This window comes from Fodinibius roseus (assembly GCF_900129315.1).
GTDB lineage: Bacteria > Bacteroidota > Rhodothermia > Balneolales > Balneolaceae > Fodinibius > Fodinibius roseus.
This window is the reverse complement of the sequence record NZ_FQUS01000002.1, coordinates 245,591-269,875: the sequence shown is the minus strand read 5'-3', so window position 1 is coordinate 269,875 and position 24,285 is coordinate 245,591. Positions and strand designations below refer to the sequence as shown.

15 protein-coding genes are annotated in these 24,285 nt (G+C 49.3%); all 15 read right to left on the bottom strand.

Annotation, left to right across the window (positions count from 1 at the left end; all coding sequences use genetic code 11):
* Positions 1 to 9: 9 nt before the first annotated feature.
* Positions 10 to 1,095 (bottom strand): FecR family protein, encoded by a 1,086-nt coding sequence (locus BUB16_RS02945; RefSeq protein WP_073059329.1) that lies wholly within the window; start codon positions 1,093 to 1,095, stop codon positions 10 to 12.
* A 640-nt stretch (positions 1,096 to 1,735) separates the two neighbouring features.
* Positions 1,736 to 2,275 (bottom strand): RNA polymerase sigma factor, encoded by a 540-nt coding sequence (locus BUB16_RS02940; protein ID WP_084087991.1) that lies wholly within the window; start codon positions 2,273 to 2,275, stop codon positions 1,736 to 1,738.
* A 547-nt stretch (positions 2,276 to 2,822) separates the two neighbouring features.
* Positions 2,823 to 4,400, bottom strand: a complete 1,578-nt coding sequence (locus BUB16_RS02935; RefSeq protein WP_084087990.1) for a tripartite tricarboxylate transporter permease — start codon at positions 4,398 to 4,400, stop codon at positions 2,823 to 2,825.
* A gap of 16 nt (positions 4,401 to 4,416) precedes the next feature.
* Positions 4,417 to 5,724, bottom strand: a complete 1,308-nt coding sequence (locus BUB16_RS02930) for a tripartite tricarboxylate transporter substrate-binding protein (RefSeq protein ID WP_170864267.1) — start codon at positions 5,722 to 5,724, stop codon at positions 4,417 to 4,419.
* Positions 5,725 to 5,945: 221 nt separating this feature from the next.
* Positions 5,946 to 6,980 carry a PIG-L deacetylase family protein gene (locus BUB16_RS02925; protein ID WP_073059326.1) on the bottom strand — a complete coding sequence of 345 codons (1,035 nt, stop codon included), beginning with the start codon at positions 6,978 to 6,980 and terminating at the stop codon, positions 5,946 to 5,948.
* Between the two features lie 224 nt (positions 6,981 to 7,204).
* Positions 7,205 to 8,464: an amidohydrolase/deacetylase family metallohydrolase gene (locus tag BUB16_RS02920; RefSeq protein WP_211483071.1), complete on the bottom strand. Its 1,260-nt coding sequence runs from the start codon at positions 8,462 to 8,464 to the stop codon at positions 7,205 to 7,207.
* Between the two features lie 156 nt (positions 8,465 to 8,620).
* A complete protein-coding gene (locus BUB16_RS02915; protein ID WP_073059325.1) occupies positions 8,621 to 9,841 on the bottom strand; it encodes a selenocysteine synthase in 1,221 nt (406 codons plus the stop codon).
* Positions 9,842 to 10,298: 457 nt separating this feature from the next.
* Entirely contained in the window at positions 10,299 to 11,759 is a 1,461-nt protein-coding gene (locus BUB16_RS02910; RefSeq protein WP_073059324.1) for a sulfatase, read from the bottom strand.
* 539 nt (positions 11,760 to 12,298) lie between these two features.
* On the bottom strand, positions 12,299 to 14,371 hold the full coding sequence (locus BUB16_RS02905; RefSeq protein WP_084087997.1) for a sulfatase-like hydrolase/transferase: 2,073 nt from the start codon (positions 14,369 to 14,371) through the stop codon (positions 12,299 to 12,301).
* 26 nt (positions 14,372 to 14,397) lie between these two features.
* Entirely contained in the window at positions 14,398 to 14,916 is a 519-nt protein-coding gene (locus tag BUB16_RS02900) for an alpha/beta hydrolase (protein ID WP_139240167.1), read from the bottom strand.
* A 95-nt stretch (positions 14,917 to 15,011) separates the two neighbouring features.
* On the bottom strand, positions 15,012 to 16,655 hold the full coding sequence (locus BUB16_RS02895; protein ID WP_073059321.1) for an alkaline phosphatase D family protein: 1,644 nt from the start codon (positions 16,653 to 16,655) through the stop codon (positions 15,012 to 15,014).
* 52 nt (positions 16,656 to 16,707) lie between these two features.
* Complete coding sequence (locus BUB16_RS02890; RefSeq protein ID WP_170864266.1) at positions 16,708 to 18,708, bottom strand: RagB/SusD family nutrient uptake outer membrane protein; 2,001 nt, start codon at positions 18,706 to 18,708, stop codon at positions 16,708 to 16,710.
* Positions 18,709 to 18,724: 16 nt separating this feature from the next.
* Positions 18,725 to 22,051, bottom strand: coding sequence for a SusC/RagA family TonB-linked outer membrane protein (locus BUB16_RS02885; protein WP_170864265.1), 3,327 nt, complete (start codon positions 22,049 to 22,051; stop codon positions 18,725 to 18,727).
* Positions 22,052 to 22,228: 177 nt separating this feature from the next.
* Positions 22,229 to 23,263 carry a FecR domain-containing protein gene (locus BUB16_RS02880; protein ID WP_073059318.1) on the bottom strand — a complete coding sequence of 345 codons (1,035 nt, stop codon included), beginning with the start codon at positions 23,261 to 23,263 and terminating at the stop codon, positions 22,229 to 22,231.
* 435 nt (positions 23,264 to 23,698) lie between these two features.
* Entirely contained in the window at positions 23,699 to 24,208 is a 510-nt protein-coding gene (locus BUB16_RS02875) for an RNA polymerase sigma factor (protein WP_073059317.1), read from the bottom strand.
* Positions 24,209 to 24,285 lie beyond the last annotated feature (77 nt).

Here is a 24,285-nt window from a genome sequence, read left to right as displayed (position 1 = left end):
ATGTTATCGTTATTCATTGTTATGAAATGTTACTCTACGACCTTCTCTTTTATAGTCCAAATCGAGGGAGAGTGCGATGACAGCCAGCACTTCTGTCAAAGGTTCATCCTCAAAGGAGGCCGACATGCGACGTTCTTCAAAAGAAGAATCCGACAATACGATATCGATATTATACCACCGCTCTAACCGTTCTGCTATGTGATCCAGGGATTTATCTGTGAATACCAGTCTCTTGTCTTTCCAGGCGATCAGTTCGTCAATATTTCCTTCCCCCTTTTCGATAAGCTGTCCGGCTGACCGGTACGTAACCCATTGATTTTTGGTCAGATAGATAGTTTCCGTTTCCCTGCTTTCTCCTTCGGAATCGATTTCTTCATCCTCATCCTCCCTGGAAACAGCCACCTTACCCTCTGCGACAGCAACCTGCACATCATCATCGTACGCTCTGATATTAAATGAGGTCCCCAATACCCGCGTAGTGGTAGGCCCGGCATGAACAATAAAAGGGCGGGATTCATCCCGATTAACCGAGAAAAAGCCCTCACCTTCCAAATAAACTTCTCGCTTGTCACTACCAAATTTTTCCGGATACCGCAGCGTGCTTCCGGCATTTAGCCTTATCACTGATCCGTCTCCAAAACGCAGGGTCGCTGTTTGTCCATTTGACAACGTACGCTGTTCGAACTTGATTTCTGACTGGGTTTGAGATGAAGGGAAGTCATTATAACTGTAATACAAACCGATCCCTCCGGCCATCACGATAATCAATGCCATGGCAGCCACTTTCATCCAAAGTCCTCCCCTGATACGGTGAGAGCGCTGAAAATAGGATGATTTTATATCTGAATCCCGCCTTTCACGGCCAGAATGAGTACCCTCTTCCTTTTCTATTTCAGAAAAAAGACGATCTCTGATTTCATCTTTCTCTGTAAAGGACAATGAACCCTGGTGGCCGATTTCTCTGGATACTTCCTGCAATAAAGAAATATTGCCCGGCTCTTTATCCAGCCAGTACTCTACCTCTTTCACTTCTTCGGGCGTACAAAGGCCCAACAGATAGTTAATCAATAGTTGTCGTTTCGGAAAATCGTCCATATCAGTTTTTTCCTAAAATTCTACCCCGGATTTCTCACCAAGAAATTTGTATGTCCGCAAGGCGAAGAAAAAATAACAGCGCAGCCCCCTGCGCCCCCACGCTATTTTTTTCTTCACCGACGCTGAGGGGGCAACGTTCGCAGTATGTTACACGCTGTTATAGTTTGTTGGCCTCATAAATAAATATAACTTTATCCTTGTCATGTGGTTACAACTATACGCCAGAAATCCTTGTGGAAAATACGGCTACTTATATAATCCTTTTCAAAGCCCGGTACCCTGAGGGAAAAAATATATATTTTTCCTGCTTCACACGTCGTGAAGGCATAAAACGAAAAATATAGAGTAATGACCTCCGGAAAATGTGCGAGCGTTGCGCGTATATTGTGACAGGCAGGTCAGTAATCGTTGCAAAATATGGTATTCAGAGCAAGCAGAGATTCAGGCTTTAAGCAGGAAGTGTGAAGTATAACTTGTCATGGCCGGGGATTAATAGGAGGGCAGGATGGAATTAGAAAGGTAGTCGCGGGAAGCCGAATATTAGAAGTTGTACGCTGGATAGCCTTTTGCAGGATTTCGCCCGAAGCTCTGCATTAACAACCCGGACAGAATTCAGTTTACACCCCCACGCTATATCCTCTTAATTATTTCGGGAAAAATCTCCCAGTTCTTCTCTCAGAACATTCAGTGCTTTGCTAATATGGGTTTCCACCGTCTTAAGCGAGATATCCATTACCTCGGCAATCTCGGTATAGGTCAATCCTTCCTCCCGGCTTAACAGGTAGGCCCGGCGCGCCCGATTGGAAATTTTAGAAAGTGCCACACTGTACGCCTCCCGTACCTCGGTGGATCTGGCCGCAGACTCGCTTTGGGGTTCCACTTGGGTAAGTTTTTCCAGGTTTTCTTCGAGCCACCGGTCGTATCTTTTGGCTCTTTTTAGTTTTTTAAGCGCGTGATTTCGTGCAGTTTTCAGAAGGTAACTTTTAAAGGCAGGGTGATCAAAATCAATTCTTTCTCTTTTCCTCCACATTTTAATAAAAACTTCCTGGGTCCAGTCTTTTACCCGCGCACTGTCGGAGGTATAGGTATACAGAAAGGAGACAACATCATCCACATATTTGTTAAACAACCGGTCGAACTGTTCCCGTGTAAGCATAGACCCCGCTGATCTTCTTTTCATTCCTGGTTCATAACTTAATATCCGTCAATTATGTAGCAGTCAAAGCTTGAAACATCCCTTTCAGGACAGATCACGATGAGCCGATCATTGTTATCCCATCAACAAGCTATCTACCGCACCGCTTATCCTTGTCATTTCTTTCAAGCAATTTTTCAGCCCTTAGAAAATATTAAATAAAGTTTTTATTTTACCAATCAAAAGTAATAATTCATTTTATTTTTGCTGTCTGTTTAAACACTGTCATTATGTTTCCCTTTTAAAGCCTCGCAGCTGATTTATTTGAACATCGTTTATTAATAGCATCCCTGACAACCATTTTTGGTCATCATTTTTTCCCGAAATACTTCCAGTCGACATCATATACCCCCCCTGTAGAACTCCCTCCCTACCCTTCCGGCCGCATGCGGCAGATCATGAATTACCCCTGCCTCAGATCTTTGCCCGCTACCGTCAAGTAGCTGCCGGACCCGAAATTCATCCTTGTCTTCATGCTTAGAAGGCTTGCTGCATCTTTAGCGCTGACACTATAAGCAGGGATCTTTTGGCACTATGACTGCATTGAAACATCTTCATCCGTAGCTTCGGACTTGTCTTTCCTATTTCGCCATATCGTCCATCCCCAAAGCAGCAGAAAGCCGACACCCAGCAGGGCGGCAATCGGACGGTTGAAGAACGGCCAGAGGATTCCCTCCGATCCGGTAACGGTCTGTATGAACCGCTCTTCCAGCGGTCCCCCTAAAATAATACCCAGCACGACCGGGCCCAGCGGGATTTTCCGGCGTTCCAGGACAAAACCAAGCAGTCCCATCCCAAGCATGATACCGACATCAAAGTAACTCCCCTGGATCGCAAAAGAACCGATAATACAAAACAACAGAATTACAGGGAGCAATATTTTTTGCGGGATCTTAATGACAAAGCGGCCTGTTTTGATGGCGACATAGCCCACGACCAGCAGGGCCAGATTAGCGATGATGAAGGACAGGTAGATGCTGTATACCAGCACCGGCTGGCTTGCAAAGATCTCCGGACCCGGGTTTAGGTTTTTCATGAGCAACACCCCGATCACAATCGCGGTTATTGAATCCCCCGGTATCCCGAAAACCAGCGCCGGGATCCATGTGCCGGCCAGGGCCGAACTGTTGGCTGTCGTAGCGTCGGCAATCCCTTCCAGCGATCCTTTGCCATACTCCTCCGGATGCTTGCTGGATCGTTTGGAGGCCGCCAGGGAAATCCAGGATCCCATATCCGCTCCCGCACCGGGCAGCATGCCCGTCACAGAACCGATTAAGCCGGAACGCAAAAAATCACCTTTCCGCCCGCTGATCAGCTTCACAGGAGACCGGAAGACGGACACAAAAGGCCTCCATATATTCCGCTTCAACCAGCCGCCTGCTCCCGTTTCCTCCCTCGTATCTGCGGCCGGATCCGGGATGGATCTATCTTTTCGAATATTCATGACGTTCCGCAGTACCTCGGAAAGCCCGAACAAGCCGATCATGGCCGGTATAAAACTGATACCCTGGTACAGCTGGGGCAGCCCAAAGGTGAACCGCGCTTCGGTATGCACGGCGCTCAGTCCCACCAAGGCAAGGAACAGCCCGATAAGCAGGCCCAGCAGCGACTTCAGAACAGGTCCGCGCGCCACCACGACCGCCGAACTCAGCCCCAGCAGGTACAACCAGAAATATTCCGCCACGCTGAACATCGATGCCACCCTGGCCAGCTGTCCCCCCAGCAGAATAAGGATAACCGCCCCGAACAGTCCCCCCATCACACTGCCCGTCAGCGCCATCCCCAGCGGCTTCTCCGACTGGCCCTTCCGGGTGAACGCGTAGGCATCATCCACATAGGCGGCCGAAGCCGGAGTGCCCGGGATACGCAGGAGCGTCGTGGGAATATCGCCGGCAAAAATAGCACAGGCCGTCATGGTTGCAATACCCGCCAGCGCCGGGACAGGATCCATCCAGTAGGTAATAGGGACAAACAAGGCCACCGCCATCGTAGCCGTCAAGCCGGGGATGGCCCCTAAAAAGATCCCGTATATGGCAGACAGGATAATCACCATCCAGATGGACGGGGAGAAAACAATCAGTTGCAGGGCTTCCAAAAGTGCTTCTATCATAATGTGACCATGAATATTACCATCCCAGCAGGCCCCAGGGCAGGGGGACCCGCAGGTAGATTGCGAACAGTTGATAAGTCAGGGGTACGATGACAAGTACGACCACCAGAGCAGTTGACCATCGAACGTGGAATTGCCACATGAGCAGCAACAGGATGAACGCCGCTGTGAGGATAAATCCAAGGTACTCGGCAAACAGCAGGTAAAAAATAACAGCCCCAACCAACAGCAGGATATGAGTATAGTCGATCCCTTTAAGATCGTCGGCCTCCGCCCTGCGGCCCAGGCTGCCGGTAACCAGTAAGGTCAGAATAATAAGCCCCATCAAAGCTAAAATGATAGAGGGGAAGAACATCGGGCCATACCGCTGCGAAACCACCTCTGCAAACGCTTGGCTGTTAAAGATCTCGCCATAGGTTTGATTCTCCGTTTCCAGGAACTGAAGGAAAGCCTCCGGGGACTGGCCACTGCTGCCAAAGCCGGAGTTCTTCAGAAAACGATGGTATTCCTCGCTGGTGATTACAGACTCTACCGATTCCAGCAACGTCTGGTAGCGCTCATCCGGGACCTCGTTCGGTACGGCCAGACCCCGCCAGGTTTGGCTGGTCCAGTCGTATCCCTGCTCCCGGAAGGTCGGGATATCCGGCTGGTCGGCCAGTCGCTCCTCAGCCATCACTCCCAGGCTCCGGATTTCGCCCGCATCGTACAGCGACCTGGCCTCCGGGAAGCTGCACACGACCATATCCACGCCGCCCGCCATCAGCTCCTGCAGGGAAGGGGCCGATCCGTTTATGGAGATCCAGGTAACCGCATCGGCCGGGAGGTCCGCTTCCAACAGCCAGCCCGCCAGGCTCACGTGCCATACGCCTCCGAAAGCCGTACCGGAAGCCTGCAGGGAACCCGGTGATTCCCGGATAGCCTGCTCCAAATCATCCAGGTTTTCCCAGGGTGCCTCCTCACGGACAAATATAGCGGCATTATCCTGGTTGACCTTCATCAGCGGCCGGTAATCCCGGTAGGTGATATTTGTCAGCCCCCGCCAGTGCAGCATATTAATTTCCGCCGTTATCATGGTCATGCTGTATCCGTCAGGGCGCTCCAGGGCCCCCCGGGTATGCCCCGTCACTCCGCCCCCGCCGGTGGCATTGATCACATTCACGGGCACCTCCATCTCCCGTTCCAGCTGGGAAGCGATCTGCCGGGCCACCCGGTCAGTTCCTCCGCCCGCGGACCACGGACATATCAGCGAGATGGGCCGGTTCGGATAGGATGCTTCCCGGGTACAGCCCAGCAGCAGTACGACTGCCACTAATAATATAGCCACAGGAGTTCCGAGAGCCCTGCCAACGCAGACGTATTTTATAACCCTGACCTTAAATGGTAACAATCTCATACCATTCCCGATAAAAATTTGAACCTCTTATTCCATTTTTTTCCGATGTTGAATAGTATTGCTGCCTTCTTTCCATACTCATGGTTGTTCAGTATGTTGTTATCGGCCTTCATAGTTTGAGCTTCTCCCCTCCGTGCCCGGTATTCCTCTACTCAAACAGAAACAGCGTTCTCCTCGATATACTGATCCAACTTGGTCGGCTGACTGGCTGGTCCCACATAATGAATCCGTTCAGCCCATTCAAGACCATATTTTTCTCCAACCTTCTTATCTGATGGCGTCCCCCAGCGTAATCGCATGGAATCCATATCCAGCATGATATGCTTGATATAGTTAAAATTGGCCGTCTCGTCGTCTTCACCCAGAATCGGTAATTTCTTCCCCTCTTCAGATAGTCTCCTGCGCAGCCGTGAACCGGCGTGGCCCCCGGGCCCCTGCGTCGTATTGACCATATTGGCCCTTACTTTGGTATCAATTACCTCACTGATATCTACAATCCGGTTAATATATTGTCTGCTTTTATTTTGATAGCGCGCAAAGTAGTACATCTCACTGACGCTGTTGGGCTCAACCCCCGCATCAAAATGTTCGGGATAATTCCGGCTGCTCCCGGCCATCCAGCGTGCTGCTTCGACGGCCCGTGCTGTTATATAGTGATCCGGATTTTCTTCATAATGGGCCCATGGATCGTAAGAAACCACCGTATCGACTTTCAGCATTCGAAAAAGAAATATCAAACGACCTTTCAGATCCTGGATATTGACTTCATCCATCTGATGGTTCCGGTTATAGAAATCATACGTTTTTTCCAGTCCCAGCACTTCTGCAACAGCTTCATTGGATTTTTCATTATTCACAATAACCTCTCCTCTGGTACTACCCCTCCCCGCCTTTTCGTCGTTGGAGGTGCGGATAAGATAGCCGGTATATCCTTCTTTTATCAGTTTGGCTACCGTCCCCCCCGCGAATAGTGATATGTCATCGGAATGAGGCTGTATCACCGCTAACACCTTGCCTTTATGGGGCTGGCCCTTTTGCATCTTTTCGACGACAAGCTCATTCCCGAAGAGATCGGGATCCTCATCTTCCGGCTTTATTTTGTTATCCCCCAGTGACGACAGGTAAACGGGAGAACCCAACAATGCTCCGGTTGTTAACCCCGTCTGCAGAAAATCTTTTCGTTTCATAGTTGCCTTTTTATTTAACCTTAGCCTGTAAACAAAAACGCTCAAATTTTATCAGATCCGGGTCCGCTAAAATACAAGTGCCGTTGAGTCAGCTACACCGGATTCCATACTTCATACTCTTCCGAAGGAACAGCTGTCTCGGTTAAAAAGAGCTCCCGAAAAACCAGCCTTACAACGACTGGAACGGGAAAGATTAACCTTTGCCATTTGCGTAGCGTGCTTCACTACTCATCCCAGGGCGAAGCCGCCAGCCCGTTGAGGTCGTAGACGACTTCCCCCTCCCGTATCGTCAGTTCCGTCTCCAGTTTTCTGTCGGCCCCCGGCTTCAGGTTGCCTCGCGAGTCGACAAAGCCAAAGTCCCCCTCCCGCATACCGAAGACGGCCACGTCGGCCACCGCCCCCTCGCTCAGGTGACCCAGATCCTCGCGGCCGATGACCTGCGCCGGGGTCCACGTGGAGGCCTCAATTACTTCTCCCAGCGACATGCCCATATCCATCATCTTCGAGACCACATTCAGCATGTTCTTCATCCCGTCGTTCATGCTCCCCGTATGCAGGTCCGTGCTGATGGTCGTGGGATGCAGTCCCTGCTCGAAGGCCGGAATGGCTACGGGGTAGAAAAAGCTGCCCCCGCCATGGCCCACGTCAAACACTATGCCCCGGTCCCGGGCTTCCAGCATGCCCTCCCGGAGCTCCTTGTCCTCGTCAATCACCGCCTGGCGTCCCCCGTGCACAGTGCCCCCGCCGCCGTACATGTGGGTATAAATATCGCCGGGACGCAATACCTCCAGCAGCAGCTTCTCCAGCGGAAGCGGCGGTGAGGCTCCTCCGAAGTCCACCATCACCGGCACGCCGGCACGCTCGCCGGCCTCCACTGCCCGCTCGTAGGGCCCCCACTCATGACCATGGTAGTGGGCAATTTTAACCCCCACCACCTCCGGGTGCTGCCGGGCCACCAGGGCCGTCATCTTCGGGTCCATGTCATTATTATTCTGTTCTTCAGGTATTACTCCTTTCATGCCGCTGCCGATAATATTCAGGAACGCCAGCACGCGGGTCCGGGAGCGGTCGATGACCTGCTCTTTGAAATGGCCGAAGTTCCGCCAGCCCGCGCCCCCCACATCCACGGTGGTCGTGACCCCGGCCCGGAAGGTAAAGCCGTCGGGGGGAAGGGCCGTAAAGCTGTTGCTCAGGTACGCATCCGGCTCGGTGCCGTGGTAATGGTGCCCGTGGAGGTCGATCAGCCCCGGGGTGACGTACAGCCCGGACGCGTCAACCACGGTTTCGGCTTCTGCCGGGGACAGGGAAGCGGACACTTCCACGATCTTCCCGTCGCTGATGCCCACGTCCATCGGCTCGTCGATGTTGTTCCTGGGGTCGATCACATGTCCGCCTTTCAGCAGCAGATCGTAGGACTGGGCTACACTTAAAGCCGGCAGGGACAACAGCAAAAAAGTCAGGAAAAAGAAAGCAGGGTAACGCAAACCCTTTTTTAAAAAAAACAGCAAACGGGCACGGTTATATTTAAATTTCAACATAGTTACCTGGGAATTCATCATTTTTATTACATTGCTTGATTTGATTGATACTTTACTTGGCGTTTAAAACAGCCGGGCTTCGCACCCGGGAAGAAATTCAGGTTAGGCCATTGAGAGTTCTTCCCGAATTCTCTCCCCTACGATTTCTGCCTCCCCGGGCTGCAGCATAAAGACCGTGAGGTTTATCGTATGCTCCCCGCTGCCTCTCATTTCGATCGAAGGATCGCCCTCTCTTAGATTTTCCCTGAGCTCCTCTTGTGAGAGACCTATGGTATTTTTGTCCCACGTTATCGCCAGCGAAGGCGTGTGATTTGCGATGGGCGGAACGGTAACCTCGGTCGTTACCCCATCAACCTGCCGGGCCTTATCTTCAATCAGTGCAATGCGGTCTTCCCACCTTTTCCACTGCTCGTCATGATCCATCTCAACATATCGTTTGACGGCGGCATACATGCCCAGGATCTCTTCTTTATTTACCTTCATGCCGCGGCCGATGTTGCCCCCGCGCGGGGGACTGTTAAAGCGGGCTGCGGCAACCAGGTCCTTCCTGCCCATCAGTATACCCGCACTCTGGGGGCCGCGCAGCGCCTTGCCCCCGGATATACACACCAGGTCAAATCCCATGTCATTAAACCTCCACAGATTTTCAACCGGCGGCACATCCGCAGCGATATCGATCATGGTCGGAACATCGTGTTTCCGGCCGACCTCCACCCACTCTTCATGTTGAATCATCCCATCCGGGGCGGCTTTGTTTAAAAACCACATCATCGCGGTATCTTCACTGATAGCGTTTTCCAGTTCCTCCTTCGATTCTACGGGGACAATCGTCACGCCGGTATTCGTAACCGCATGCACATAGCCGGTGTTATGGCTCTTCTGTACAATGACCTCAGACTTCAGGTCCGTCCCTTCCAGGTGAGGAAGCCGGGCGGCTTTCTCCGGGTCCGTCCCGGCAATAATGCCTGCCGTCCCCAGCACCATGGCAGACCAGCATCCCGCCGACACCATGGCGGATTCGGCGTGACACATTTCAGCAATGCGCTCGCCGACCTTGTCCTGTGCCTCATCCAGCATCATAAAATCGTTGGAAGAAGCGTTGATAGCCTGCATAACCTCCTCCGGCATCAGGCAGCCGGTCATGGAGGTATAGGTCCCTGCCGCATTGATAAACGTTCGAATGCCCAGCTCATCGGCGATATCGCGCTCTCCTGTAGTGCCGGGGGCCCGGTCACAGGACTGCATCGAGACGGCGCCGCTTCCGAACAGGCCAAACAGGGATAGGGTTGACAGCCGTTTTAAGAGTGCTCTTCTACTTAGCATAATAATATATATCCATTCATTTCATTAAAAAAACCTTTATCATGATTTAATTAATATATCAATAAGAATCAAATTCTTTCATATCATTTCGTATTGACCGGATGATTCTTTCGTAATTCTTTTCTTTTTTCCCTTGTTTATTTTGCAATCATCCCACAACAGTCATTTATCAGATATTGCAAGAAACCGAAGGAATACAACAATTGTTTTATATTCTTCTCGCTTTTTTCCTGCAAAAATAAAGGCGCGAGAGGCACTGGTTAAGAGAACGATTACTATAGTTCTCTCCTGGCGATGATCAGAGAAGAGGAACGGATTGTATCAACCCGGGACCGAAATCATCTGTTTTCAACAGGGAAGTTTTTTTAAACCCGCCCATTCTTATAACCAGACAAAAGAAACTATTTGCTTTTTTTAAAACTGCTAAACATGCTGTTATCCTATTTATCCATCACCATTAATTAATATGATAGTCAATATCCAGGTCATTTTCCCGCACCTCTTTTAGCTTCTGCCGCAGCCGCTCCCGGAATGAAGCCACAATATCCTCGTACTGCGGGTTTCCGGCCAGGTTGTTATACTGCTGCGGGTCCCGCTCCATATCGTACAGCTCCATACCCGATCCCGCGTCTTCATCATACTGGATATAGGCCCACTTCTCGGAGCGAAGCAGGTACGCCAATCCTCCCCCCCACCGGTGCATCGAAAAGGCGGCCTCCCGGACCTCGTGGTTCGGATCCTCCAGCGTTTGTACCAGGCTCTTGCCCTGCAGGTGCTCCGAGTACTCCAGTCCCGCCATTTCCGCGACCGTGGGATACAGGTCCAGCAGCTCCACCAGCGAATGGCTGACCGCCGGCTCTTTCCCCGGGGCTTTGATGATCAGCGGCACCCGCACCGATTCCTCATGCAGGCCCACCTTCATCCAGAACCGGTGCTCGCCCAGGTGAAAGCCGTGATCGGAGGTAAAGATGACAATGGTTTCATCTTCCAGTCCCTCCTCTTCGAGCGTCTGCAGCACTTTTCCCACCTGCGCGTCCATATAGGACACCGAAGCGTAATAGCCCGCCACCGCCTTTTTTTCCTGCTCCTCCGACATGCGTGCATTCACGCTGGTCACATAGTTGATTCCGCGGGCCGGAATATCATCCCAGTCGCCGGCCACTTTGGGCGGCAGCACCATCTCCCGGTAGGGATAGGGCTCAAAGTATTCCCCGGGCGCCACAAAGGGTACGTGCGGGCGAACAAATCCCACCCCGAGGAAAAACGGTTCGTCCTTATGCTTGCGGATTAAATCAGAGGCCTTTTCAGCGGTTTTGCCATCCGAATGGGCGGCATCGCCTTTATCCGCCTTGACGATGGTCATTACGTTGCCTCCCTGCCGGGGTTTCTCCCCATACGGGTTATTCTGCACCAGCTCCGCTTCGCCCTCGGCTTTCCACTCCGGACCGGGACTGTTATAGCGCTCGGTCCAGGAGGCCGGATCGTCGGTTCCGTTTGATCCCTCCTCGATATCGCCCGGCACGCCCATATGATAAATCTTGCTGACGCGCGCGGTATAATAGCCGTTGTCTTTGAACAGCTGAGACCAGGATCTCCGGTCGGGACCCACGTTCCGGCGGCCGCTGACGTAGCCGTAGGTGGTGGTCGCGCTCGGGTAATAGCCGAACATCAGCGAAGCGCGGGACGGGCCACAGACCGGGTACTGCGAGTAGGCCCGCGTAAAGCGTACTCCCTCGGAGGCCAGCCGGTCGATATTGGGGGTGATATCCAGCTTATTCTTATAGGAGGAGACCGCGGTGGCCGTCAGGTCATCGGAAATGATAAACAGCACATTGGGTTTTTCCGGTTGCTGGGCGGGAGCATTTAGTGATAATGCTATGAATAGACAGGTAAAGATGGATATGGATAGATATTTCATGGGCACAATTCTTTTCAAAATTTACTCGGTTTTCTTAAACCCTAATACAGTGGGTTCATCAATATCCGGATCGCCGGGCTTTATTATTTAGATATGAAAGGAAGTTTCCCCGCTTCAGTAACAGGGATCAGGATGTTCCCTGGGACTCCCATTACATCCCAATATGGTCAATACAATATAAATACAACAAATCGTTAATCTTCTTTTTTCCATAGAATAAGCAGGTATGGTATTCATTGTAGAGGCCTTTGAAAAACCAGGAGTTTTGTTCAAGGTCAAGGCCAGAGGGAGGTTGGAATCGCAGTATATAGCCCATATGTAAGAATTTCAACCACCCGATAACGCCGACATTGGCCAAAAGAACGGTTTTGCAAAGAGTTCTTGTAAGCTTTCGCTATTAGTGCAAGAAACTGATTCTCCATTTCACTCTAATATACGGTATATTTATTATAATGCGTTTAGCGGTTAGAGACTTATTAACTTACCGCGCTGTTGCACTTGTTACTTGAACACAGCTTATATTTAAAGAAGACACAAAATTATTCTGAATAAACCTTGTGGTTCAACTGCTCAGGTCCAATGGGTTGCCGGGTAAAGCCCGGACCCCTCCACCGTACCTGAAGAGCGTGCGTGCCTTTCTCACCACGAGCATATGTGAGTTGTATTGGGTGATACCCTTCCTCCAGATGAATGTCCCCTGAAACTTCGGTGCCACCCGTATAGCCCCGGTCTGCATCGATCACCGTAGCCGCGTGGAGATGCAGGACCGCACCACCGTCGGTCTGCAAAGAAAACGTATAGGTTCCGGTTTGGGGTACATCGAGTAGACCGCTGTAAGCTATTACAATATCCTCATCCCGGGTTCGAACGCTCAGATCAAAACCTTTGGCCACCCCGGACGCGCTTTCGGAATCCAGCCCGAGCGTGCTTACATCCGGGGTCCACGGGGTCGGAGTCTCAAAAACGCGGTAGCGGAGGCCAAGCTTCAGATTCTGAGGTGCCTCTACTGCAGGTACCGGGACCTCATCATAGGGCCGAGCCGCTGTTGAATCGGGGCGACGCAGCCGCAGTACCCGGTCTTTCATGAGCCCTTGCAGTTTTTCGAATTTACCGCTACTACCGGCTAAATCCTTCGTTTCGCCCGGATCTTTCCGGGTATCATATATACGAAAATCATCATCTGCGGATTCTACGTTATATCGTATTCCTTTGTAGCCATCCAAATAAATTACCTGCATCTGCCCGCGACGCTGGCCCTGACGGGAGGCCTCAAATTCGGAATAATCAGGGGTTGCCCCACCCTGACTGTATTCGATATATACCTCACTTTCGTTGGGCGTACCTTCTCCGGAGAGTAGGGGAAGCAGCGATACCCCATCAGTGCGGGCCGGTGCCGGCAGCCCGGCCAGGTCAGCAAACGTCGGCAGCCAGTCGTGGAAGCCGCCGGGCGCATCACTGGTTGACCCCGCGGGAATCTGTCCCGGCCAGCGCACGATAGTGGGGACGCGAATGCCCCCCTCCCACGTATCCCGTTTTATCCCGTCTAACGGACCAAAACTATCAAAAAAGGTAGGATCGTAAGCCCCGTAGCCGTAGGATTCGCGGTGTGGTCCGTTATCGGAAGTAAACACAACCAGGGTATTGTCGTCAATATCCAGATCGTTGAGTAGCTGAAGAATATCTCCTACGCCATTATCTATCCGTCTGACCATGCTGGCAAACCGCTTCTGCGGCTCCGGCCAGTCCCTGCCGGCATAATCGTGATGGATATAGTCCTCAATTGTGCTATCCGCGGTGTTGATGATATGGCCCTTTTCGCCTTTCCACTGCACTCCACCTTTTAATCCACCGCCTTTGGGATAGGGAGCGGGCGCTATCTCCAATCCGGCATGGGGCGTATCATAGGGCAGGTACAGGAAAAAAGGGTGGCCCGTATCTTTCTGTTCGGTAATCCACTTTTTGGCGGCGGCTGTAAACAAGTCGGTGGTATAAGCGCCTTTTAGCTGATCAGAGATTTCCTCAGTTCCGGAATACAACTCTACAGGCGGCCGCTGGCGCACTTCATGGGCCGGGTAGTGATTATGGCCATCCCGGTGACGCACGTAGCCGAAAAAATGATCGAATCCGCGTTTGGTCGGGTAGGCTTCCCACGTCTGCGGGCTATCGCCCTCGCGGCCCTGCAGTCCGTATTTACCTACAAGACCGGTCGCATAGCCGGCCTCTTTCAGCACTGTAGCAAGGTTATGATTATCAGACAGGGCTTTATCAAACTGGTTATCGCGAATCTGGGCGTGACCCTGGTGGACGCCCTGCAACAGCGAAGCTCGAGAGGGCGCGCAAACAGGGGCCCCTACATAATGGCGGTCCAGGCGTATTCCCTCAGCGACCATCCGGTCCAGGTTGGGCGTCTTATGGAAAGGCTCGCCTTCGTCGACTCGCTCATTTTGATAGAATGCTCCGATATCTCCATAGCCGAGATCATCGGTCAGAATAAAGATGATATTGGGCGGGGCCCCGGACCCTTTAGCTGGCTGTTGTTGAGGTTCCCTGCAGCCTATCAAACTGAGAAAAAAAAGACCAAAAAAGCTAACAAAACGGATTGATTTCTTCATATCAGTTATATATATGATCGACATATTTAATTTCTGTGTTGTATCCATTCCTTAATTTCAGGAGTTCCTTTTAGTAACTGTTGTTCAATTAAAAACCGAACCGCTTCAAGAACCGTCTGTATAAAATAGTCGGCATTCCGGCCAATAAATGCAACAGCCTCACGGGCGTCATCCACGGCATCAAAAGGCGTAGTGCCATGCCGGGAGGCAACACGATAATCCACCAGAATGCCGGTCATTCCCCGTTGGGCAAAGTACTCGGCGTGAGGTTTAAATTGATCCATTTTCCCCTCTTTCCATCCCCCGCCAAAGAAGAAGACAATCGCCGGGGCTTTCGATTGGCTGCGGGCGGAGGGAAAAACGGTCAAATCGAGCGCTACAGAATCCACTTTTTTGTATTGGAACTCATAAGCAGAACTGTCTACAGCTGTAATTTCTGTTGCTACCTCCCCATCCGGTGGGCCGAACCGATGAGATGTTACCTGAGTCGTTGAGCTGGCCCGAAACGACAGGATAAATCCAACTACTAATACTGACCCTAACAACTAATTGAACACAGTGGCTCCATTTATCATGTTAAATCAAATCTATCTGCCTGTATGTTAGATCGCATATCCAGGTTAACGGATACGTGTATCGGCTACATCTGTACCGCGCCGGGCTGTCCGTTTTCAACAACAAACGAAGCTCGTGTCCGGATATCTGCTCCCTTGGTTTCGACATACGGTACCACCCGAAAATCCGTTTGCCACCGCTCGGGTGTTATGCTGCATCGCACATATCCCCGTTGAGCGTTATAAAACTTAATATGCGGATTTTCTGCCAAAATTGTACTTGCGTAACCTGGAAAATCGGTGCCGTTGCCGCCGGAAGTAATGCTGGTTCCCATAAATTCGGTACCCAGCGTACGAGAATCCGGATTACTAAAATCGTCTTTCAGATCGTTCACCCAATTTTTGTGCGAGTCGCCCGTCAATACCACCATATTATCGATATCATTTTCTTTTACAACATCAAATAATCGATTACGGGTTGCGGCATAGCCGTCCCACTTATCCATGCCGAATGCGGTTCCCGGGCCCTCTTGTCGATCATCCTGCGCCATCATGACCTGCTGGGCGAGTACCTTCCACCGGGCCGAAGAGGAACGAAGTCCGTCGAACAGCCAGTCTTCCTGGTCCTCTCCCAGCATCGTACGGGCTGGATCCAGCCGCTCCGAACAATCCGACTGGATACCTCCCCCGCAGGCAAAACCAGTGCGGTATTGCCGGGTATCCAGCACATTAAAATCCACTAAATTACCATATTTAAACCGACGGAACAGCTGCATATTGACATCACCGGGCAGGGAGGATCTTCGAATCGGCATATGCTCGTAATACGCCTTAAAGGCCGCTGCCCGCCGACTCAAAAACTGAGCTGTATTATCATAAGGAGGCCCTTCGCCTCCCCAGTTGTTTTTGACTTCATGATCGTCAAGGGTCACTATCCAGGGAAAGGCCGCATGGGCCGCCTGCAGGGAAGGATCGCTTTTATACTGTCCGTAGCGAATGCGGTATTCATGTAATGTGCGGACTTCATTTCGCGGCAGATGTCCCCTGCCCAGACTCCCCTGGGCCGCTCCTTCATAGATATAATCTCCCAGAAAAAAGACCACATCCAAATCCTCATTAACCAGATGATCGTAGGCCGTATAATAGCCTGCAGGATAATTCTGGCAAGAGGCGAATGCGATATTCAGCTGATCCACTGGCGCGCCGTCCGCCGGTATTGTTTTGGTGCGTCCGGTCGGACTCACTTCGTCATTCATTTTAAACCGGTAATAATACCACTGGTCCGGTTCCAGTCCCTCTATTTCGGCATGCACGGAATGGGCGTATTCGGGCTCTGCCGCATAGGTGCCTTGTTGTACGATGCTCGTGAAAGATTCGTCCTCAGCTACCTCCCACGTTACATCCACCGGCTCGGAGGGCATGGATCCCCCCCGGGGCGCCAAGCGGGTCCATAGTACGACTCCGTCAGGCAACGGATCTCCCGAGGCAACACCCAATTCAAATGGATAACCGATCGTTTTAGGCGGGGTTGGAGTTGAGGGCCCCTCCCCCCCATTACTGCCACACCCGGCGATAGCAGGGAGGGTTCCCAACAGACCGGCGGCAGCCAATACCTCTGCAATCTTTCCTGTCTTTTGCAGAAAGCTGCGCCGGTCCATCGTTTCATTCGTCAAGCGGTCAAGCGTGGTTTCATGTGCCGCTGATTCTTCCGGTTTGTTCTCCTCACCCATTATGATAAACCTTTTTTATTTTTGACATTTAAGGGGCTGTCAACCATCCGGATTAATACCCTGGATTTTGTTCTAAATTCGGATTTAACGTCAGCTCCTCATCGGGAATGGGCAAGAAATAATCTTTTTCACCAAAGCTGCGCTCATATTCCGGATACACCCAGGTTTCCGTAGCCTGAGCGGTAATCACTTCTATTTCTGCCACATGGGTATGAGTCGTTCCTCCAAAACTGGACTCAACTGTCATTCTGAAATATTGGGCTTGACGAGCAGATGATGTATATACCGTATTCGACCCAACATTATTTAATGTAAAGTCTTCCCTGTGCTCCCAAGTATTTCCATTACTGCTTACTTCAATATAAATATCCTGCGGATTGCCATCGTTATATCCCTGGCGACCTCGAATTCTGAATCCGATGATTTCCTGCCGGTCTCCCATATCGATGGTTATATAATGAGGATGAGGAGGATTAGAATTTACCCATGCCGTATGCCAAATGGTGGATACATCATCATCAATTATATTCGATGCCACATTTCCACGAGGCTCATTATCTGAAGAAAAGTCGATTACCTCCCAATCCGAACGGTCGGCATAGGTATTCTGCACAGATGTTATACCCCTGATCGGTCCATTCATCACCTCCGGGGCGATCTCCCAGCGGCGGATATCGAAATAGCGCAACCCTTCAAATGCCAGTTCTACTTTACGCTCGTGGCGGACAATTTGCCGCAGCTCTTCCTGGCTTTTCGGGGATTGTATAGCAGGCATCTCCACATCCGGTCGCTGGCGAACTTCGTTAATTGCATCATACACGCTCTGGTCGATCTCTCCGAGTTCTATCTTGGCCTCTGCGTAGGTCAGTAGTATTTCAGCATAACGCTGCAGGATAATATTGATGCCGCCATTGGACGGATCTTCCAGATCCTGATCGTTGACATATTTTTTGATGTTAAACCCGGTACTTGTGGTTGTAAACGATCTCATGATGTCATCCGGACCTCCCAATCCGGGCCGCGGATCATAGATTTGTCCATCCGGCAGTACGTCTCCATATACGAACATGGAATAGCGTAATCTCGGGTCCCTGTTTTCATAGGGACTGGCGGGATCATATCCGCTTCCAGGGTCGTCGATCTTCATACCATTTGCCATCTCATACGCGTCTACCAAACTTTTGGTAGGCACAAAAGTGGAACCCGAAGATTTCTGAGAAAAAGGAGCTAAGATATCAAACAGAGAATTGGAATCCTCGTTTTTGATATACTCCTTATTCAAAATGACTCCGCTATTATGCTCGGCCTCATAGCTGAACAGATCTTGATAGCTGGGATACAGTTCATAGACTCCTGAATCCATCACCGCCTGGGCGGCCGCAGCGGCTTCTTCATAACGCCCGGCCCAGAGCATTGCCCGTGCCTTCCATGCCAGGGCCGCGCCTCTTGTAATTCTGCCTTGGTCATTATCGCTGTAGCTTTCGGGCAGGACTTCTGAAATTTCCTGCAATTCTGAACTGACAAAATCCCAGATCTCCGCTTTATCCGTTCGGGTCAATTCTTTGGCTTCGCTAATAGAAATCGGTTCTGTGATGAACGGAACATCCCCGTAAAACATCAACAGATACGAATATTGATAAGCTCTGATAAAACGAGCTTCTGCCCGGTACCGGTCTAACAATGCTGTATTATCACTCTCAACACGATCGATTTTTACCAGGTAATCATTAACAGCCCTTATCGCCTCATAGCTATTGCCCCATATACCCCGACCATAGCCGGAGGTTGAGCTCTGTAATCCCTGTACATTTTGAGAGGCACTACTGGAAGGAGTATTTGGTTTGCCAATATCTGATATCGAATCCCATCTGAAGATGGCTGTTTTAAGATGATCATAGAGAGCGTTGGCAGCCAGCTCAGCATCCTCTTCGGTATTCCAAAAAGAGCCGTCCGAAAGTCGGTCATTAGGTTCTGTTTGTAAGAAGTTATCGCTGCACGCTGTTGTAATTAGCAGCAGTGCTACCAGGGAGAAAAAAATGATTCGATTCATCATAATATTAATCATAGTTTTAGAATTCCAGATTGATCCCAACGGAGTATAGCTTGGTCTGGGGGTAATAGTTCAACCGGCCTGACGGAAATTCGGGATCCAGTCCCCAGTCCGTGGCTTCAGAAAGCGTAAAAAGATTGGTCCCGCTTGCAAATATTCGCAGTGAGCGTATGTCAATACCCATCTTTTGCAAAACGTCGGCCGGAACGGTGTATCCGACATCTAAATTTTTAAGCTTTACATACGATGCATCGACCACCCACCATGAGCTGTGGTAACTTTGATTTTTTCGCGATCTTTTTTCCCTGCGAGGGAAACGGGCGTCGGTATTTTCCGGCGTCCAGTAATCTCCGGCAATTTCCAAGGTAAAACCCTCCCAATTTCCGCCTTCACGGGCTGCGCCAATCGGTATCGCATCAGCCTGACCTACACCCTGGATAAAAAATCCCAGATCAAAATTTCTATAGTTCAGGTTGGTCGTTATGCCAAACGTATATTTGGGTAGCGTAGAACCGATGACAGTACGATCCTCGCCGTTTATGACACCATCTTCGTTAAGATCAGCATACTTCAAGTCACCGGGATAGGTGGCGTCCTTATCTACAATTGTCGGATGATTCTGAATCTCTTGTTCGGATTCAAAATATCCAAGCGCTTTATATCCGTATAATGCATTTATTTCTTCTCCTTCTTTTGTAACCAACACATTTTCTCTCCCACCCAGGTAAGGCCCTGTTCCGGCTAAGTCAATAACCTCGTTTCGTACATCAGATAGGTTGGCCGAAATGCTATAATTGAAATCCTCGGATAAAATATTCCTATGGCTGAGCGTCAGCTCCCAGCCCTTGTTATCGACAATACCCGCATTTTGGGGAGCCGCTCCCAACCCCACCGTTCCGGGAATAGGCAACGTTAATAAAATGCCGTCGGTTCTTTTCTCGTAGTAATCAAAAGTCATCCCCAGCATACCTTCCCAAAAAGCTATGTCGATACCCACATCTGTTTGAGTGGTCGTCTCCCAAGTCAAGTCCTGATTAGTTAATGAGCCCTGGTAATAAGTCTCCACAAGCCCCCCGCCGAAACTGTATGTTCCGTTGTTTAAGCCCGGGAAAAAGGTATATAGATCAACTGAATTATTGCCGGTACGGCCCCAGGATCCCCGAAGTTTCAGATTGCTGATAACCGACTCAAATGGTTCCCAAAACTGCTCATTGGAGATTCGCCATGCCGCTGAAAATGACGGGAAGAAACTGTATTGATTGTTGGCTCCATAGAACTTGGAAGAACCATCGTACCGGGCATTGGCTTCCAAGAGATATCGATCTTCATAAGAGTAGTTCAGTCGCCCAAAAACAGATCTTAACCGCGTATCGGTATCGTACCCTGAGTTAGACCAGTTTTCCTGGGATCCTGCATCCAGGTTTCGTAACTCGTTATTGTAAAAGCCTTCCCTGTTTGCGGTTAGCCGTTCGTGGTTTTGTTGTATCTGCTCGTATCCCCCCAGGATGCTAATTGAGTGATTTTCCAGCTCCAGCTTATAGTTTAATAAATTTCGCAACGTAAGTCGATCGGTTTGATCCCGAAATTCCGTTAATTGATTGGGAGAAACGGTCTTAACGATGACGCTCGGATCATAATAATCATGGACGTCATAGGCTCTTTTAAAATTTCGGTGACTTCGCAAATCAATCTGGCCACTTACTTGTAAGCTATAGGTAAGATTGTCCAACAGCTCCACATCAGCCGTTGCATTTCCTAACAAATAATCCTGGTAATATTTTAGCGTTCCTGATTCCTTGGCATACATATAAGGATTATGACCCTGATTGCTTACCCCGTATGTCCCATCCGGATATTGGGGAACCGTCCACTGAGAGCTGTGCCACAGACGCCAGTAAACCCCCCCGTCTTCAAAGGGACGGACCGAATCATTTTTCCTATAGGTTATCTTGCTGCTCAGCTGAATACGGTCGTTTACTTTAAAGTTCGTATTTAACCGGACGTTATATTTATCCGATGAAAAGTTCGGAATAACGCCATCCTGATTCGAATAGCTGAGTGACAAGAGAGAATTTATGCTTTCAGATCCTCCACTGAATTGCAAGCTGTGATTCTGTTGCGGGGCGGGGCTGAAGGTCGCATCCCACATGGTATTGGGTAGTGGATATTGCAACCGGTCATCAGCGTTGATATACTCCTGAATCTCTTCCTCTGTATAAAAAGGTTGTCCACCGGGACGGTTGGAATAAGCTTCATTTTGCAGTCTCATATATTTTTCCAATCCCAAGTGTTCCGGCTTGTAATTGAGCTCCTGAACTCCATAATAGCCGTTATATTCTACTTCCAACACTCCTTCCTCAGCGTCCTTAGTGGTTACTAAAACGACCCCGTTAGCTCCTCTCGATCCATAGATAGCGGTAGCAGAAGCATCTTTCAATACGGTGATGGATGCAATATCATTGGGATTCATATCGCCGAACCCATCAGTTTCTTCTACGCCATCGACCAAAACAAGAGGCTCGTTATTTCCGATCGTGGTATTTCCCCGAATTCTGATCTGGATATTATTTGCCGCTGCAGGATCGCCTCCACGGTCTATAACAGTCACCCCCGGCGCCAGTCCCTGCAATGCTCTTCGACTGTCGAACACATGTTTTTTAGAAATAACATCACCATCAATATCGGAGACCGCACTGGTTAAACTGCTTCTTTCCTGTTCTCCATATCCCACGACAACCATTTCATCACCTACAATGGCCTGTGAACTCAACGATATGTTTAGTTCAGTTCTGCCATTGATGGGTACTTCTTTTGTCTGATACCCCACAAACGAGGCCACCAACGTATCTTGCAGAGAGGGAACGGTAAATTCAAATGCCCCATTTCTGTCTGTCGATGTCCCCATGGTAGTCCCTTTCACCAGAATGTTTACACCGGGCAGGGTTTCATTAGTTGCCGCATCATATACGGTTCCTTCGATCATTTCATCTGATGGTTCTTCTCTTTTTACAGGTCGAATATCATCTGTTTTGACCGTTACGGTGCTGTTGATTTGTCTAAACAGTAATCCTGTTTCCCGTGAAATAATGCGTAATATATCGGCAACCGATCTTTTTTTTGCTGTGAACGATATACGATGAGGCATCGCTTCGATTCGGTATTTGCCATAGAGAAATGAAAACGAGGTAGCTGCTTCAATATCTTTAAAAATATTCTCAACGGGAGTATGTTCTGCAGATATCTTGACAAAAACGTCTTCGATACTTTGTCCGGAACTGCTCTCGGCCATTACCAAAGGGGCAACCAGGCAACAAAATAACAGTCCGAACAAAGCATTACGTGACATACGGAAGGCTGTTTTTAGTATTCTTTTTTTCATATCTTATCAATGATTAATGGGTTCTTATTACTCGTTAATCGACAGGCTCGTTTACCTTGCATGCGCCAACATCGTCAGGTAAGCGGGCCTTTTTATTATACCGTTTACTTGTTTTCTGTACTGCTAAAGAAAATTCTTATCTATTTATTTACATTGTCCTCCTGTTATAACAACCCCTTTCTCAGTGAATCTATAATCCATATTCAGGGCAAACTGCATAGCTTCCAATACATTTTCCAGACTTTCTTCTTTATGCTCTCCCTGAAGCACACAGCTCTTAATGGCTTCGTTTTCAACCACAATATTGGTCCCGTACCACCGCTCTAACATATTTGCTGCTTCAGCAACCGTCTTGTTGTGGAAGAACAGGATTCCATCTTTCCATGCGACTATGCGGCGAATATCACCAGACTCTCTTTTTAGCTCTTTTTTCTTCTTATCAAACGTTACCCATTGATTGGGAGTTAACACCATGGACGTCCGGGCGGAATCTTTCTTCTTTACCGAAACTTTGCCATGCTCTACGGCAACCTGCGTCTGCTGATTTTCGGGAAAGGCTTTTACATTGAAAGCAGTCCCCAGAACGGTTGTTTTAAGATTTCCGGCATGAACTTCAAAGGGACGATCTTTATCAGAGGTTACCTCAAAAAAGGCTTCTCCGTCAAGATATATCTCCCGGGCTCCCGAACCGAATTGTTCCGGAAACTTCAACGTGCTTTCCGAGTTCAGATGCACCTTGCTTCCATCACTTAACGTATATGTGGCTGTTTTACCGGCCGGCAGGGTTCGCTCCACATAAACAGGTTCTTGTATGGGTCCTGGACCCTGTATTAAATAAATTCCCAAACTTGTTGAAAGGATAAATAAAATAACCGCAGCCGCGGCACCCCATCTGACGATAAATTCCCTGCGTGAATACTTCTTGGTATTGTGAGTATTAAATGCTGGTGATTTATCTGTTTTACCTGCAGTTTCATTACCAATACGCTGTAATACCTCTGCTTTAATGCGTTCTTCATCTACAGGTAGAGCAGGCGCATTTCTGGCGGAAAACTGTTCTAATCGAACCGCATGCGAAGGATCTTCTTCCAGCCATCGCTCTATCTGCAGCTCTTCCGTTCGGGTACAACTCCCCTGGAGGTATCGCTTTAATAATATATCGCCGGGATCTCTGGTCAATCTTTCATTATTTATTTAAGTGAATTCGATATAAAAAAATAAACTATAACAGAAGGCTAAAATCCCTTCCTTCCTGTTCCGATCGCTTTCCTGGGAGGTGTTCGCTGCTTCCTGCGCCTTGAGCACCCTCCCACCTATAGGCGGACTCTCCCAAAAGGAGATTTGTTTATATTATATTTTACGTCAACTTCACGTTTGATTATCTCTTCTATTTATATATATGAGCAAAAGATGGGGATACCCTCAAAAAAAATTTAAAAAAATTCATAGGGGGAGAAAATTCGGGCTGGCCGGTTATGCGTTTTCTTAAATAAATGACATGGATCTACTGCACAGATCCCCGGTTAAGGCATGAAATCGTAAAATTTAAAATCCTTTCCTAAATTTATAAAAAAGATTTGGAGAAGACGCGCAAAGAATTTAAAAGATCCTCTGCTATCCTCTGAATTCACTCAGCTCAACACGTAAAATTTTTAACGTATGGCTAATTTGTCCCTCTACCGTTTTCGGAGAGATTCCCATCTCCTCGGCTATCTGGCTGTAGGTCAATCCCTTGTCTCTGCTTAATGTAAAGGCCTGTTTCGCACGGGGCGGTACTTGCTCAAGGGCTTCTCTATAGGCTTGGGACAATTCTTTTTTTACTAATTGCCCATGAACCGAATGGACGGGTACCGGTATGTCATCGACCTTATCATACGCAAAAAAGGGCTCTCGCTTCTGTTCCCGCAGGCAGCAAAGAGCATGATTCCGAGCCATTTTTAACAGATAGCCCTTTACACGCGGATGACCGGGATCAATTTTTTCCCGGTTATCCCACACCTTTATGAATACTTCTTGCACCCAATCTTCCAACTCTGTCTTATCAGAGGTATAATAAGAAAGTAAGGTAGATACGGCCCGAATATGCGTATTAAATAGATTTTCGAATTGCTTTTTTGTCAGCATCACTAATTAATCGTCACTTTGCTTACATATCATTTTCATGCTGTCAATTAGAAATAATCATTATTCTCCCTTCCCTT